This window comes from Streptomyces sp. NPDC017202, assembly GCF_044331705.1.
Taxonomy (GTDB): Bacteria; Actinomycetota; Actinomycetes; order Streptomycetales; family Streptomycetaceae; genus Streptomyces.
This window is the reverse complement of the sequence record NZ_JBIRNP010000004.1, coordinates 233,712-247,765: the sequence shown is the minus strand read 5'-3', so window position 1 is coordinate 247,765 and position 14,054 is coordinate 233,712. Positions and strand designations below refer to the sequence as shown.

Sequence of the window (14,054 nt, the reverse complement as noted above, 5' to 3'; positions counted from 1 at the left end):
GCAGCCGTCGCCGTCGACGAGCCGCTCTTTCGCTCCGCCCGTTTTCTTTGACCAAGTCATGACTTTTCCGTCAAGAAGTTCCGAAGTGGGTACCTCCATGTCTGACACAGCCACCACGGCTCCGGGCCTCCGTCACGCGGACCCGGCCCGCTGGAGAGCGCTCGTGTTCATCGCGCTCGCCCAGCTGATGGTCGTCCTCGACGCGACCATCGTGAACATCGCCCTGCCCTCCGCCCAGCAGGACCTCGGGATCTCCGACGGCAACCGCCAGTGGGTCGTCACGGCCTACGCCCTCGCCTTCGGCGGGCTCCTCCTCTTCGGTGGCCGCATCGCCGACCTCTGGGGCCGCAAGCGCACCTTCGTCCTCGGCCTGGTGGGCTTCGCCGCGGCCTCGGCACTCGGTGGCGCGGCCACCAACGAGGCGATGCTGTTCGGCTCCCGCGCGCTCCAGGGCGCCTTCGGCGCGCTGCTCGCGCCCGCCGCGCTCTCCCTGCTCGCCGTGATGTTCACGGACGCCAGGGAGCGGGCCAAGGCGTTCGGCATCTACGGCGCCATCGCGGGTGGCGGCGGCGCGGTCGGCCTCATCCTCGGCGGTTTCCTCACCGAGTACCTGGACTGGCGCTGGACGTTCTTCGTGAACATCCCGTTCGCGGTCGTCGCCGCGGCCGGTGCCTACTTCGTCATCCGTGAGCCCGAGGGCGGCCGCAACCGCTCCCCGCTCGACATCCCGGGCGTCATCCTGTCGACCCTCGGCCTGGTGGCCCTGGTCTACGGCTTCACCCGCGCCGAGTCCGAGGGCTGGAGCGACGCCCTGACGATCGGCATGTTCGTCGCGTCCGCGGTGCTGCTGGCGACCTTCGTGGCCGTCGAGGCGCGGGTCGCGTCCCCGCTGCTGCCGCTGCGCGTGATCACCGACCGCAACCGCGGCGGCATCTACCTCTCGCTGGGTCTCGCGATCATCGCGATGTTCGGCCTGTTCCTCTTCCTGACCTACTACCTCCAGATCGTGAAGGGCTACACGCCGGTCAAGACCGGTTTCGCCTTCCTCCCGATGATCGTGGGCATGATCACGGGCTCGACCCAGATCGGCACCCGGCTGATGACCCGGGTCGCGCCCCGGCTGCTGATGGGCCCCGGCTTCCTGGTCGCCGCGCTCGGCATGCTGCTGCTGACCCAGCTGGAGATCGGCTCCTCGTACGCGGCCCTGCTGCTGCCGGCGATGCTGCTGCTCGGCCTCGGCATGGGTACGGCGTTCATGCCGGCCATGTCCCTGGCCACCCAGGGTGTCGAGCCGCGGGACGCCGGTGTCGCCTCCGCGATGGTCAACACCTCGCAGCAGGTGGGCGGCGCGATCGGTACGGCGCTGCTGAACACGATCGCCGCCTCGGCCACGACCTCGTACATCGCCGACCACATCGGCACCGCGGGCACCCGCTCCCAGCAGGAGCTGGTCCAGCTGGAGGGTCTGGTGAACGGCTACACCAGCGCGATCTGGTTCGCCGTCGGCATCCTGGTCGTCGCCGCCACGATCGCCCTGACCTTCGTCAACGCCGGCAAGCCGGACATGAGCGCGGTCACGGGCGCCGGCGAGGGCGCCGAGGAGGCCGTCCCGGTCCCGGTGGTCGCCCACTGACGATCTGACGTGACGCCCTGCCCCGGTGGCTAGCGCAGCCAGGGCAGGTCGGCACCCGCTTCGTTCGGCTGGAGTCCCTCGGCGACGATCTGCATGATCTCGCCGAGGGACTTCTGCTGTTCCGGGGTGAGCCGGTCGAAGAGCGCGTTGCGTACGGCGGCCACGTGGCCCGGTGCCGCGCTCCTGAGGACGTCCAGGCCCTCGTCGGTCAGCACCGCGAACTGGCCGCGCTTGTCGGAGGGGCAGTCCTCGCGCCGTACCCAGCCGTTCTTCTCCAGGCGCGCGACGGCGTGCGAGAGGCGGGAGCGGGTGATCTTGGCGTCCCTCGCGAGTTCGGTCATCCGCAGCCGGTTGTGGGGGGACTCGGCGAGCTTGACGAGGAGGCCGTAGTAGACGTGCGGCATCCCGGCGTCGCGTTGCAGCTGCCGGTCCATGTGGTCCTCGAGGAGGGTGGTGGCGTGGAGGTACGAGCGCCAGATGCGCTGCTCCTCCGCGGTGAGCCACTGCGGCTCGGGAGCGGGTGCGGCTGCCTTCGTCATGCGTTCCACTCTACGGGCCTCGTTCTTGAAAATTAAACAAGTGGGGTCTACAGTTACGTACGAACGGGAAATTTAGAGTTCAAGGAAATGTGGGCCCGTCCGAACGCGTCGAGCCGCCGAGGGAGTTGCCGCCATGTCCGCCGCCACCCAGGAACGTGCCGTTCCGCAGGAGCGCATGCCCGCCCTGTACCTCAGCCACGGCGCCCCGCCCCTCGCGGACGACCCCGTCTGGCCCGGCCAGCTCGCCGCCTGGTCCGCCGACCTGCCCCGCCCCAAGGCGATCCTCATGGTCTCCGCCCACTGGGAGGAGGCCCCCCTCGCTCTCGGCGCGGTCGAGCCGGTCCCCCTGGTCCACGACTTCTGGGGCTTCCCCGAGCACTACTACCGGGTGCGCTACGACGCCCCGGGCGCGCCGGCGCTTGCCGAGAGCGTGCGCAAGCTGCTGCGCGCCCCCGGCATCCCCGTGCAGGACATCCCCGACCGGGGCCTCGACCACGGCGCGTACGTCCCGCTCGTCGAGATGTTCCCGGCCGCCGACATCCCGGTCCTCCAGATCTCCATGCCGACCCTCGACCCCGTGAAGCTCATGGAGATCGGCCGCAGGCTCGCGCCCCTGCGCGACGAGGGCGTCCTCATCGTCGGCTCCGGGTTCTTCACCCACAACCTGGCCGCGCTGCGGCACACCGGCGGGGGAGTGCCCACCTGGTCCTCCGAGTTCGACGACTGGGGACGGCACGCCCTGGAGAGCCGTGACTGGGACGCCCTGCTGGACTTCCTGCACAAGGCCCCGGCGGGCCGGTACGCCCACCCGCGCACCGAGCACTTCGCCCCGCTGTTCGTCACCATGGGCGCCGCGGAGGTCTTCGGCGAACTGGACGCGCAGAAGTCGGTGATCGACGGGTTCTGGCTGGGGCTGGCGAAGCGGTCGATGCAGTTCGGCTGACCCGCCTGCCCGCCTGCCCGCCTGCCCGCCTGCCCGCCTGCCTGTCGGCCGCCCCGCCCGCAGACCTGCCCGTCCGCCGGTCGGCCTGCCGGCTACAGGGGCTTCTCGTACCAGGCGACGTCCCAGTAGCGGCCGAACTTGCGGCCCACCTCGCGGTAGGTGCCCACGTGCCGGAAACCGAAGCGTTCGTGCAGCCGCACGGACGCTTCGTTGGGCTGGGCGACGCCCGCGTACGCCCGGTGCAGGTCCTCGCCGGACAGGGCCTCGAAGAGCGCCTCGTACAGCAGCGTGCCGACGCCGCGGCCGCCCGCGTCCGGGCGCAGGTAGACCGTCACCTCGACGGAGGTCGCGTAGGCGGGCTTCGCGCGGAAGGGGCTGGAGGTGGCGTACCCCAGAATTTCCTGTGAGTGCGGGTCCGTGGCAACCATCAGCCGGTACGGGCCGTCTTCAGGGTGGGAGAGCAGCCAGGGACGGCGCTCCTCCGGAGTGAAAATCGCGGTATCGAATGTGATCGGCGTCTCACGTACGTAGTGGTTGTAGAGGTCGGTGAGGGCTTCGAGATCCCTCTCCTCCCCCGGCCTGACCTGCACCTCTGTACGTTCCGGCCGCATGCGTCCTCCTTCTGGGGCCGGACAGGGTACTGCATGATCAGAAAAATCGGGGGACGGGTGGGGAATTCTGTCCTGATTCCAGTCGTTGTATCCATCGGATGCAGGGCACCCGAGGAGAGTCCCGAGAAAGTCCCGGGAGGACCCGAGTCGGTGCCCGGGTGTCCACGGACCACCCGCTGACCCCATCATCGCAAGGGAGCACGCATGGCAACCCGTGCCGTCGCCCGTCGTCAGTCCGCCTCCGGCGAGACCGGCGCGGCAAGCAGCGCTCGCGTCCACGGCGGAGAGATCGCCGACCGCGATCTGGTCGGCATGTACCTCGACGAGATCGCGCGCACGCCTCTGCTCGACGCCGCCAAGGAAGTCGAGCTGTCGCAGATCATCGAGGCGGGTGTGTTCGCGCGGCAGCTCCTCGACGGATACGAGGAGTCCACGGCGGACGCCTCCCGTGAGGAGCTCGAGGCGCTCGTCGCCGAGGGAGAGCGCGCCAAGGACGTCTTCATCCGTTCCAACCTCCGACTGGTCGTCGCGGTCGCCCGCCGCTACCCGCGCAGCGGCCTGCCCCTGCTGGACCTGGTCCAGGAGGGCAACGCCGGCCTGGTCCGCGCGGTCGAGAAGTTCGACTACCGCAAGGGCTTCAAGTTCTCCACGTACGCCACGTGGTGGATCCGCCAGGCCATCACGCGGTCCATAGCGGACCAGTCGCGCACGATCCGGCTGCCCGTCCACCTGGTGGAGGAACTGGGCCGTATCCGCCGCGTGCAGCGGGAGTTCAACCGTGAGCACGGCCGCGACCCGGAGCCCCTGGAGATCGCCACCGAGCTGGGTTCCACGCCGGAGCGCGTCACCGACGTGCTCGACTGGGCGCGCGACCCCGTCTCGCTGAACATGGCGGTCGACGACCAGGGCGAGACCCAGTTCGGCGACCTGCTCGAGGACACCTCGGCGGTCTCGCCGGAGCAGTCCGTGCTCACGCTGCTGCGCAGCGAGGAACTGGACGGCCTCATCGACCGCCTCGACCCCCGCACGGCCTCCATCATCAAGATGCGGTACGGCATCGAGGACGGCCGCGAGCGCACGCTGACCGAGGTCGGCAAGGAGCATGGTCTGACGCGCGAGCGGATCCGTCAGATCGAGAAGCACGCGCTGCTGGAACTGAAGAAGCTGGCCCGGGACACCGGGTTCGAGGCGGCGGCGTAGACAGGCGCCGCACCCGCGGGGGTTCACGTCCGGGGCCGGGGGTCGTCCCGGGCCGGGTCCCCGGCGGGTGCGGAACGCGCCACCGACGGGTGCACGGCTCGCCACGGGCGTACGCGGGTGGCGGAAGTGCGCGCAAACATGGCGCAGAAGGTCGCTTTCAACCGGTGGCCCTGAGGGAAAGAGACTTCTGGGCGCGGGAGTTCGGGCGCAGAGGTGCGAACCGACCCACCGGACCCCGCAGCCCCACGGCGTTTGCGCGACCCCTCGTTCTCCGTGCCCGGTGACCTCTCATGAACGACATGGGTGACATGAGAGACATCCACCGAGTCACGTCCGGCCACGTCCCGACGCACACCCCCCCGGCGCCGGGACTTTCCTGAGTCGGGCTTCGGCGCCTCCCCCCCCCGGCGCCGGAGCCCGACTCTTCTTCTGGCGGGGCACCGGCGGGGCCCTGGAGCCGGGGACGGTCGGAAAGCCAGGCGCGTCCGGACCGGGCCTCGGATTGCGGCCGCACAGGGAAGGGAAGAGCCGCCGCGGGAGCGACGCGGCCACCGGGGGCGCGGCCGTGCGGGCGTAACGGCATGCTGAAGGGCGGGGCACCCCGTACCTGAACTCCGGGGTGACCCGCCTGGATGGCAGATTGTGCCACATGGGCATAGCCTGCCGAGGTGACAAGCTCCACCCCCGTACCGCCTCCCTCCTCCGCCACCCCGCCGGCCCCGGCTTCGCTCACCGAGCGGCGCAAAGCGGCGACCAGGATGGAGATCGCCCGAGCGGCCGCCCGCCTCTTCGCCGGGCGCGGCCTCAGGGCCACCCGCGCCGAGGACATCGCCCAGGCGGCCGGGGTAGCGCCGCGCACGTTCTACCGGTACTTCGCCACCAAGGAGGAGGCGGTCGCCCCGCTGTACGCGGCCGGCGCCCAGCGCTGGGTGGAAGCGGTGCGCGAGGCCCCGCCCCGGCTGTCCCCGCCCGAGGCCCTGGAACACGCGGTACGGCAGACCCTCACGCCCGGCGTCGGCGTGTCGGCGGCGTCCTGGGAGTGGGTCCGCACCCTCATCCGCCTCGCCTCGGCCAGCCCCGCCCTGGGCAAGGTCTGGGCCGAGGTCTGCCATGCCTCGGAGAGCGCCCTGGAGGAGGTGTTCCGGGGGCGGGGCGTCGGGCGGGGCGCCGGGGGTGGGGCCGGGCCCGACAACGTTGCCGAGCGTGCGGAGACCGCCGCGCCCGCCGTGCCCGTCACGCCCGCCGGGTCGGCCGAGCCTGGCGGAACGGCCGCACCCGGTGGACGGGCCGAACCCGGTGGGCGGGCCGGGCCCGTTGGGCGGCCCGGGCCCGGTGGGCGGGCCGGGCCCGGTCGGCGGGCCGAACCCGGTGGACCGGCCGAGCCCGGTGGGCGGGCCGAGCCCGGTGGACCGGCCGGGCCCACCCCCCGCCGGCGCTTCGTCGCGGCGGTCGCGTGTGCCGCGGTCCGTGTCGCCGTGGAGAGCTGGGCCGCGACCGACAGCCCCCCGAGCGGTCCGCAGGGCCCGGCGGAACTGGCCCTGCGGAACCTGGAAGCGGTGCGGGGGATGGAGTGGGGGAGCGGCGCCGGCGCCTCCGGCTGACCGTTCCCACCGGGGTTCGCAGCCCCACCGGGGTTCGCAGCCCCACCGGGGTTCGCGGCCGCGCCGGGTTCCGCGGACCCCTGGGCGTCCCCTGCCACCACGGTCGCCTCCGCTTCTCACCCTGGCTCCGCTCCTCCCCCCGCCTCCGCCCCTCGCCCTGCCTCTGCCTCCGCTGCTGTCGCTTCCGTTCCTGGCCCCGCTGCCGCCTGTGCTCCGGAGCCCGCCCCCGCTCGCGCCAGCCGTCCCCCCAACTCGCGCACACACTTCACCAGTTCATTCGGGGAGTGGACCGTGAACTCGTGGCCCAGCACGGCCAGGCGGACCGCCAGCCATTCCACGGGGTCGCCGGTGACGGACCGCAGCCGGCAGCCTTCGGGGGTCGGCTCCGGGCGTTCGAACCAGGCCGGGAGCTGTGCGGCGACGGCCTCCGCCGGGGCCTGGAAGGTGACCTCGAACTCGTACGTCTCCTGGTGGCGTTGGATCGACCCGCGCAGGTATTCCGCCGCGTCCCCCTGCGGCACCTCGCGCGGGGTGAACCGGGTGCCGGTGGCGAAGGGCTCGCCCACCCGGTCGACGCGGAAGGTGCGCCAGTCGTCGCGTCCGAGGTCGTAGGCGACGAGGTACCAGCGGCGGCCCGTCGAGACCAGGCGGTACGGCTCGGTCAGGCGACGCGACTCGGTGCCGTCCTTCGCGCGGTAGGCGAACCGCAGCCGCTCGTGTCCGGCCACCGTCGAGGCGATGACGGTCAGCGTCTCGGGCGCGATGCTGGCACCGTCCCCGCTGGTCAGCGGGGTGGTCGCGGCCTGGAGGGTGGAGACCCGGTGGCGCAGCCGGGCCGGCAGCACCTGTTCCAGTTTCGCCAGGGCCCGCACCGACGCCTCGTCCACGCCCTCCAGCGCGTGCCCGGCACCCGCCCGCAGACCGACCGCGATCGCCACCGCCTCCTCGTCGTCGAGGACGAGCGGGGGCATCGCCTTGCCCGCGACCAGCCGGTATCCGCCGTCGGAGCCCTTGGTCGCCTGGACGGGGTAGCCCAGTTCCCGCAGCCGGTCGATGTCCCGCCGGACCGTGCGGCGGGACACCCGGAGCCGGTCGGCGAGTTCGCCGCCGGGCCACTCGCGGGGCGTCTGGAGCAGGGAGAGGAGTTGCAGCAGCCGAGCCGGGGTGTCCGTCGTCATGCGTCGAGGATGCCGCACCAGTAGGACACGTTCTGACCTATTGTCCTCCTACTGTCCTCGCATGACCTCCAACGAGACCAAGCTCTCCGCCGGTTCCGGCCCGGCCGAGCACCCCGCAGGGGCCGACATCCGGGCGGCCGGGGACGTGGCCGACCGCCGCCGGTGGTTCGCTCTGGCGATCGTGATGACCGCGGCCTTCATGGACCTCGTCGACGTCACGATCGTCAACATCGCCATCCCGTCCATGCAGCGCGACGCGGGCGCCTCCGACAGCCAGATCCAGTGGATCACCGCCGGTTACGCGCTCGCCTTCGCCGCCGGCCTCATCACCGGCGGCCGCCTGGGCGACATCCACGGCCGCAAGCGGGTGTTCCTCCTCGGCGTCGGCGGCTTCACCCTCGCCTCCGCCCTGTGCGGCTTCGCCGCGAACCCCGAGATGCTCGTCGCCTCCCGGCTCCTCCAGGGCGGCATGGCGGCGCTGATGGTCCCGCAGGTGCTGTCGATCGTGCACGCCACCTTCCCGGCGCACGAACGCGGCAAGGTCTTCGGGCTCTTCGGCGCGATCGTCGGCCTGGGCGCGGTCTCCGGACCGCTGCTGGGCGCGCTGCTGACGGAGTGGAACCTGTTCGGGCTGGAGTGGCGGCCGATCTTCCTCATCAACCTGCCGGTCGGCATCGCGGCCCTGGTCCTGGGCGGCCGCTTCATCACCGAGTCGCGGGCGCCGAGGGCGCTCAAGCTCGACCTGGTCGGCGTCGCGCTGGTGACGCTCGGTCTGCTGATGCTGCTCTACCCGCTGACCCGCGGCCGTGAGCTGGGCTGGCCGCTGTGGGGGTACCTGTCGATGGCCGGCGCGTTCGTCGTCTTCGGCGCGCTGGTGGCGTACGAGCGGCGCAAGGGCGCGCGGGACGGCTCGCCGCTGATCGAGCTGTCCCTCTTCCGGGTCAAGAGCTTCGCCGCCGGCATCGCCGTGCAGACCGTCTTCGGCGTCAGCCTCGGCATCTTCTTCCTGGTCTGGACGCTGTACCTCCAGATCGGCCTCGGCTGGAGCGAACTGCGCGCCGGTCTGACGGGCGTCCCGTTCTCCCTCGCGGTGTCGACGGCCGCCGGTCTCTCCGTGCAGAAGCTGGTCCCCCGCTTCGGCCGCAAGGTGCTCCAGGCGGGCGCGCTGACCATGGGCGCGGGCGTGCTGATCTACCTGTGGGAGTCCGGGCGCCACGGCCTCGGCATCGCCCCGTGGCAGATGATCCTCCCGCTCACGGTGATGGGCGCCGGCATGGGGCTGATCGTCGCCCCGCTGACCGACGCGGTGCTGTCCGAAGTGCCGCGCGAGCACGCCGGGTCGGCGTCCGGCCTGATCAACACCGTGCAGCAGATGGGCAACGCGCTCGGCCTCGGCCTGGTGTCCGTCGTCTTCTTCGGCCGGATCGCCGACCGGCCGGCCCCCGCCGACATCGGCCCGGAGTTCGTGGACGCCTTCCGGTACGCGCTGGGCTGGGTGGCCGCCGTGCTGGGCGTGATCTTCCTGCTGATGTTCGCCCTGCCGAAGCGGCCCGCCCAGCACGTGGAGGGCGCGGGGGAGGCGGAGCTGCCGGTGACCGGGAAGGAGCCGGAACTCGTGTCCTGAGGGGCGGCGGGCCGAACCGGCCGGTTCGGCACCGAACCCGGCCGGGACGCCGCCGAACCGGCCGAGAGGATGCTGGAACCGGCCGGGGAGACTCGACCGGCCGCGAAGGGCCTGTCACCCGCGAGGGTGCCGGGCCCTTCGCGGGTGACAGGCCCTTCGCTCGTCTCCGCGGACGGGCGCCCTCGGGTGCACGCCCTCGGGTGCACCCGAGGGCGTGACCGGGCGGCGACCGAAAGTCCGTTCATGCCCGAATGGCATCCGAACCTGTTTACTTTCCGGAAATTCGGGCGTAGCCTCCAGGCGAAACCACAAATTCGGGCATGGACCCGGGAGCGGTCGGAGGCGAACGGACATGTACGCACCGGAGCGGCAGCAGGAGATCCTGCGGCTCGCCCGTGACGGCGGCCGGGTGGACGTCCTGTCGCTGGCCGAGGAGTTCCAGGTCACGGCGGAGACCATCCGCCGCGATCTGAAGGCCCTCGACCGCGCCGGGCTCGTCCGCCGCGTGCACGGCGGTGCCATACCGGTCGGACGTCTCGACTTCGAGCCGGACCTCGCCGAACGCGAGTCCACCTCCGCCGACGAGAAGGACCGCATCGCCAAGGCCGCCCTGACCGAACTCCCGGCCGAGGGCACGATGATCCTCGACGCCGGTACGACGGTCGCCCGCCTGGCCGCCGCCCTCCCGCTGGAGGCCTCCCTCACGGTGGTCACGCACTCCCTGCCGATCGCGGCCCGCCTCGCCGACCACCCGGGCATGCAGCTCCATCTGATCGGGGGGCGCGTACGGCACCGTACGCGCGCCGCCGTGGACGCCTGGGCGCTGCGCGCGTACGGCGAGATCCGCGCCGACGTCCTGTTCGTCGCCGCGAACGGGTTCTCCGCCGAGCACGGGCTCACCACCCCCGACCTCGCCGAGGCGGCGGTGAAGCGGGCGGCGATGGCCGCGGCCCGCCGGGTCGTGCTGCTCGCCGACTCCTCCAAGCACGGGCAGGAGCACTTCGCCCGCTTCGGCGGCCTGAGCGACGTGGACCTGCTGATCACCGACAGCGGGCTCAGCCCCGACGACGCGGCCGCCATCGAGCGCGGCGGCACGGAAGTAGTACGCGCATGATCCTCACCGTCACCCCGAACCCGTCCCTCGACCGCACCTACGAGGTCCCCTCCCTCGACCGCGGCGAGGTCATCCGCGCCACCGGTGAGCGCATGGATCCCGGCGGCAAGGGCGTGAACGTCTCCCGCGCCGTCGCCGCCGCCGGACGGCGCACGGTCGCCGTCCTGCCCCTGGGCGGTGCGCCGGGCGCGCTCGTCGCCGACCTGCTCGACGCGCAGGGCATCGAGGTCGCGCCGGTCCCGGTCGCCGGGGCCACCCGCTCGAACATCGCGCTCGCGGAGTCCGACGGCGTGCTGACGAAGGTCAACGCGCCGGGGCCGGAACTCTCCCCGGCGGAGCAGGAACTCCTCCTGGAGACCGTGCGCGGACAGTCCCGCGACGCCGACTGGATCGCCTGCTGCGGCAGCCTGCCCCGCGGGCTCGCGCCCTCCTGGTACGCCGAGGTGGTCGCGCGGGCGCACGCCGGGGGCGCGCGGATCGCGTTGGACACCTCGGGGCGCGCACTGCTGGAGGCGCTGCGCGAGCGGCCCGACGTGGTGAAGCCGAACGCCGAGGAGCTCGCCGAGGCCGTCGGACGCCCCCTGGCGACCGTGGGCGACGCGGTGAAGGCGGCGGAGGAACTGCGCGAGATGGGCGCACGCGCCGTGCTCGCGAGCCTGGGCGCCGACGGGCAACTGCTCGTGGAGGACACGGGCACCTGGTTCGCCACCGCGCGCGTCGACGCCGTCCGCAGCAATGTGGGAGCGGGGGACTCCTCCCTCGCCGGATTCCTCATCGCCGGCGGCAGCGGCCCGCAGGCGCTCGCCTCCGCCGTCGCGCACGGTGCGGCCGCCGTCCAGCTGCCCGGCAGCGTGATGCCGACCCCGGCCGACCTGGACCCGGCGGCGGTGACGGTCACCTCGGACGTACCGGTGGACCGCGAACTGAAGGAGCCCGTGTCATGACCCCCGACCCGGCGCCCGGCACGGGCTTCCGTCCGGTCCCCGTCGTGGCTCTTCGAGCGAGGCCCGCCACGGCCGTCCCCTCCGCGTCCGCCACGGCCGTCCACCGTGCGCCCGCCACGGCCGTCCCCTCCGCGTCCGCCACGGCCGTCCACCGTGCGCCCGCCACGGTCCCTCACCCGGGGCCGTGCCGGGCGGTCACGCCGCCGGTCCCGTCCGCACCGGCGGCCCGTACGGAACTCCGTACGGGAGCGAGGGCCGTGACCCGGGCGGAGGCCCCCACACCGGCGCCCGCACCGGCCCGGACAGCGGTCGCGGCGCGGCGGGGTTCCCCCTTACTCGCCGCCCGGCACGGGCGGCGGTGCGTCCTGAGCCGCCCCGCCGACCCGGGCGCGCAGGACCCCGACCGGCCTGCCGCCCCGCGGAGGCGGGGCTTCCCCGGCCCCGTCCCCGTACGCCTCACCTCCCCCCACCGCACCCCCGTCCCCCTTTGCGCCCAGCACACCCCCCGGGCGATACGCGAGCGAAGGAGCCCGCGATGAGCGAGATGATCACCGCGGAACTGGTCGACCTCGACCTGTCCGCCGACACCAAGGAAGCAGCGGCGCGGTCCCTCGCCGAGCGCATGGTGGCCCAGGGCCGGGTGACCGACCTGGAGGGCTTCCTCGCCGACGTGGCCGCCCGTGAGGCCCAGATGCCCACCGGCCTCGACGGCGGCATCGGCATCCCGCACTGCCGCAGCGCCCACGTCACCGAGCCGACGCTCGCCTTCGGGCGCAGCGCCGCCGGCATCGACTTCGGCGCCCCGGACGGCCCGGCCGACCTGATCTTCCTGATCGCCGCTCCCGCGGGAGCCGACGACGCCCATCTGACGATCCTGTCGTCGCTGGCCCGTCAGCTGATGGACGCCGACTTCACCTCCGCGCTGCGGTCGGTGCGGGACGCGGCGGCCGCGGCGGCACTCATCCGCGGGGAGGAGCCGGCCCGGGCAGCCGGGGAGGGCGCGAGCGCCCCCGAGGACACCGCTGTGGCGTCGGCGGCGGCCTCCGCCGACGCCACAGCGGCTGACACGGCACCCACCGGCGCCCCGACCGCCCCGGCTCCGGTTCCCGCCGCGTCCGTGCCCACCCCCGACGCGTCCGCCCCGGACGCCGCCCCCTTCCGCATCGTCGCGGTCACCTCCTGCCCGACCGGCATCGCCCACACCTACATGGCGGCCGAGTCCCTGGAGAACGCCGGACGTGCGGCGGGCGTCGAGCTGGTCGTCGAGACACAGGGCTCGGCCGGTTTCACCCGCCTCGACCCGGCCGTCATCGCCGCCGCGGACGGCGTGATCTTCGCCCACGACGTCCCCGTGCGCGACAAGGACCGCTTCGCGGGCAAGCCCACCGTGGACGTCGGCGTGAAGGCGGGCATCAACCGGCCCGCCGAGCTGATCACCGAGGTGCGCGGCAAGGCGGAGCGCGGCGAGGTCACCTCCGGGTCCGCCCCCGGTACGCCGGTCGAACGCGCCGGCGACTCCACCGAGGGCTACGGCACCAAGCTCCGCAAGTGGCTGATGTCCGGCGTGAGCTACATGGTCCCGTTCGTCGCCGCGGGCGGTCTCCTGATCGCCCTCGGCTTCGCGATCGGCGGCTACGAGATCAACAAGGCGCCGTCGGTCATGGACCACTTCGTCTGGACCCAGGCGGACAGCTGGGGCGCCCTGCTCTTCCAGATCGGCGCCGTCGCCTTCGGCTTCCTCGTCCCGGTCCTGGCCGGTTACATCGCCTACGGCATGGCGGACCGGCCCGGTCTGGTGCCGGGCTTCGTCGGCGGCGCGATCTCGCTGACCGTCAACGCGGGCTTCCTCGGCGGTCTGGCGGCCGGCCTGATCGCCGGTGGCGTGGTGATGGCGATCCAGAAGGTCCGGATCCCGGCGGCGCTGCGCGGCATCATGCCGGTGGTGGTGATCCCGCTGATCTCCTCGGCGGTCGTCGGATTCCTGATGTTCGTGGTCATCGGCAAGCCCATCGCCGAGGCCCAGAAGGGCATGACCGACTGGCTGAACGGCCTCACCGGCACCAACGCCGTCCTCCTCGGCGCCCTGCTCGGCCTGATGATGTGCTTCGACCTCGGCGGTCCGGTCAACAAGGTCGCCTACGCCTTCGCCACCGCCGGTATCGCCGTCGCCGACCCGAGCGACTCCGCGATGAAGGTCATGGCCGCGGTCATGGCGGCCGGCATGGTCCCGCCGCTGGCCATGGCCCTGGCCACAACCGTCCGGGGCAAGCTGTTCACCCGGACGGAACGCGAGAACGGCAAGGCCGCCTGGGTCCTGGGCGCCTCCTTCATCTCCGAGGGCGCGATCCCGTTCGCCGCGGCCGACCCGCTGCGCGTGATCCCCTCCTCGATGGTGGGCGGCGCGATCACCGGTGCCCTGTCGATGGCGTTCGGCGCGACCCTGCGCGCCCCGCACGGCGGCGTCTTCGTGGTCCCGCTGATCGGCAACCCGTTCCTCTACCTGGTCGCCATCGCGGCCGGTGTGTGCGTCACGGCGGCCCTGGTCGTCGTCCTCAAGGGCCTGCGCAAGCCGGTCACCGGGGCCGCCGCCTCCGGCGCGGAGAACGGCGCGGCCGCCACGACGGCGGGGCGGAAGCAGCCGGTGGCGGCGTAACCCCCGCACCGCAC

The 14,054-nt window shown here is 72.9% G+C and carries 10 protein-coding genes and 1 pseudogene; 8 read left to right on the top strand and 3 right to left on the bottom strand.

Annotated elements, in window-relative coordinates; all coding sequences use genetic code 11:
• The first annotated feature begins 97 nt into the window (after positions 1 to 97).
• Entirely contained in the window at positions 98 to 1,633 is a 1,536-nt protein-coding gene (locus ACH4N1_RS11140; RefSeq protein ID WP_398096283.1) for an MFS transporter, read from the top strand.
• Positions 1,634 to 1,662: 29 nt separating this feature from the next.
• Here the strand turns inward: ACH4N1_RS11140 and ACH4N1_RS11135 are convergent, their stop codons facing one another.
• On the bottom strand, positions 1,663 to 2,172 hold the full coding sequence (locus ACH4N1_RS11135) for a MarR family winged helix-turn-helix transcriptional regulator (RefSeq protein WP_398096282.1): 510 nt from the start codon (positions 2,170 to 2,172) through the stop codon (positions 1,663 to 1,665).
• 133 nt (positions 2,173 to 2,305) lie between these two features.
• Here ACH4N1_RS11135 and ACH4N1_RS11130 point away from each other — a divergent pair, with 133 nt between their 5' ends.
• On the top strand, positions 2,306 to 3,115 hold the full coding sequence (locus tag ACH4N1_RS11130; protein WP_398096280.1) for a dioxygenase: 810 nt from the start codon (positions 2,306 to 2,308) through the stop codon (positions 3,113 to 3,115).
• Between the two features lie 92 nt (positions 3,116 to 3,207).
• Here ACH4N1_RS11130 and ACH4N1_RS11125 read toward each other — a convergent pair whose 3' ends face one another.
• Positions 3,208 to 3,726, bottom strand: coding sequence for a GNAT family N-acetyltransferase (locus ACH4N1_RS11125; protein ID WP_398096279.1), 519 nt, complete (start codon positions 3,724 to 3,726; stop codon positions 3,208 to 3,210).
• Between the two features lie 204 nt (positions 3,727 to 3,930).
• On the opposite strand from ACH4N1_RS11125, the gene ACH4N1_RS11120 reads away from it, so the two are divergent.
• Positions 3,931 to 4,926, top strand: a complete 996-nt coding sequence (locus ACH4N1_RS11120) for an RNA polymerase sigma factor RpoD/SigA (RefSeq protein ID WP_398096278.1) — start codon at positions 3,931 to 3,933, stop codon at positions 4,924 to 4,926.
• 758 nt (positions 4,927 to 5,684) lie between these two features.
• A pseudogene (locus ACH4N1_RS11115) lies at positions 5,685 to 6,131 on the top strand (TetR/AcrR family transcriptional regulator); the annotation flags it as partial.
• A gap of 512 nt (positions 6,132 to 6,643) precedes the next feature.
• Here ACH4N1_RS11115 and ACH4N1_RS11110 read toward each other — a convergent pair.
• A complete protein-coding gene (locus ACH4N1_RS11110; protein WP_398096276.1) occupies positions 6,644 to 7,705 on the bottom strand; it encodes a helix-turn-helix transcriptional regulator in 1,062 nt (353 codons plus the stop codon).
• A 61-nt stretch (positions 7,706 to 7,766) separates the two neighbouring features.
• Here ACH4N1_RS11110 and ACH4N1_RS11105 point away from each other — a divergent pair, with 61 nt between their 5' ends.
• The 4 genes from ACH4N1_RS11105 (at position 7,767) to ACH4N1_RS11090 (ending at position 14,040) form a co-directional block, all read left to right on the top strand.
• On the top strand, positions 7,767 to 9,329 hold the full coding sequence (locus ACH4N1_RS11105; RefSeq protein WP_398096274.1) for an MFS transporter: 1,563 nt from the start codon (positions 7,767 to 7,769) through the stop codon (positions 9,327 to 9,329).
• Between the two features lie 352 nt (positions 9,330 to 9,681).
• The gene (locus ACH4N1_RS11100; RefSeq protein WP_398096272.1) at positions 9,682 to 10,443 is read left to right on the top strand and encodes a DeoR/GlpR family DNA-binding transcription regulator; all 762 of its coding nucleotides are present in this window, start codon (positions 9,682 to 9,684) and stop codon (positions 10,441 to 10,443) included.
• Entirely contained in the window at positions 10,440 to 11,387 is a 948-nt protein-coding gene (gene pfkB / locus ACH4N1_RS11095; RefSeq protein WP_398096270.1) for a 1-phosphofructokinase, read from the top strand. The genes ACH4N1_RS11100 and pfkB overlap by 4 nt, the downstream gene beginning before the upstream one ends.
• 535 nt (positions 11,388 to 11,922) lie before the next feature.
• Complete coding sequence (locus tag ACH4N1_RS11090; protein ID WP_398096269.1) at positions 11,923 to 14,040, top strand: fructose-specific PTS transporter subunit EIIC; 2,118 nt, start codon at positions 11,923 to 11,925, stop codon at positions 14,038 to 14,040.
• Positions 14,041 to 14,054 lie beyond the last annotated feature (14 nt).

Excerpts from the sequence above, each read along its gene's own strand:
- ACH4N1_RS11120 (WP_398096278.1), top strand. The coding sequence starts at position 3,931 with ATGGCAACCCGTGCCGTCGCCCGTCGTCAGTCCGCCTCCGGCGAGACC.
- pfkB (WP_398096270.1), top strand. The coding sequence starts at position 10,440 with ATGATCCTCACCGTCACCCCGAACCCGTCCCTCGACCGCACCTACGAG.
- ACH4N1_RS11140 (WP_398096283.1), top strand. The coding sequence starts at position 98 with ATGTCTGACACAGCCACCACGGCTCCGGGCCTCCGTCACGCGGACCCG.
- ACH4N1_RS11100 (WP_398096272.1), top strand. The coding sequence starts at position 9,682 with ATGTACGCACCGGAGCGGCAGCAGGAGATCCTGCGGCTCGCCCGTGAC.
- ACH4N1_RS11090 (WP_398096269.1), top strand. The coding sequence starts at position 11,923 with ATGAGCGAGATGATCACCGCGGAACTGGTCGACCTCGACCTGTCCGCC.
- ACH4N1_RS11130 (WP_398096280.1), top strand. The coding sequence starts at position 2,306 with ATGTCCGCCGCCACCCAGGAACGTGCCGTTCCGCAGGAGCGCATGCCC.
- ACH4N1_RS11125 (WP_398096279.1), bottom strand. The coding sequence starts at position 3,726 with ATGCGGCCGGAACGTACAGAGGTGCAGGTCAGGCCGGGGGAGGAGAGG.
- ACH4N1_RS11135 (WP_398096282.1), bottom strand. The coding sequence starts at position 2,172 with ATGACGAAGGCAGCCGCACCCGCTCCCGAGCCGCAGTGGCTCACCGCG.
- ACH4N1_RS11105 (WP_398096274.1), top strand. The coding sequence starts at position 7,767 with ATGACCTCCAACGAGACCAAGCTCTCCGCCGGTTCCGGCCCGGCCGAG.
- ACH4N1_RS11110 (WP_398096276.1), bottom strand. The coding sequence starts at position 7,705 with ATGACGACGGACACCCCGGCTCGGCTGCTGCAACTCCTCTCCCTGCTC.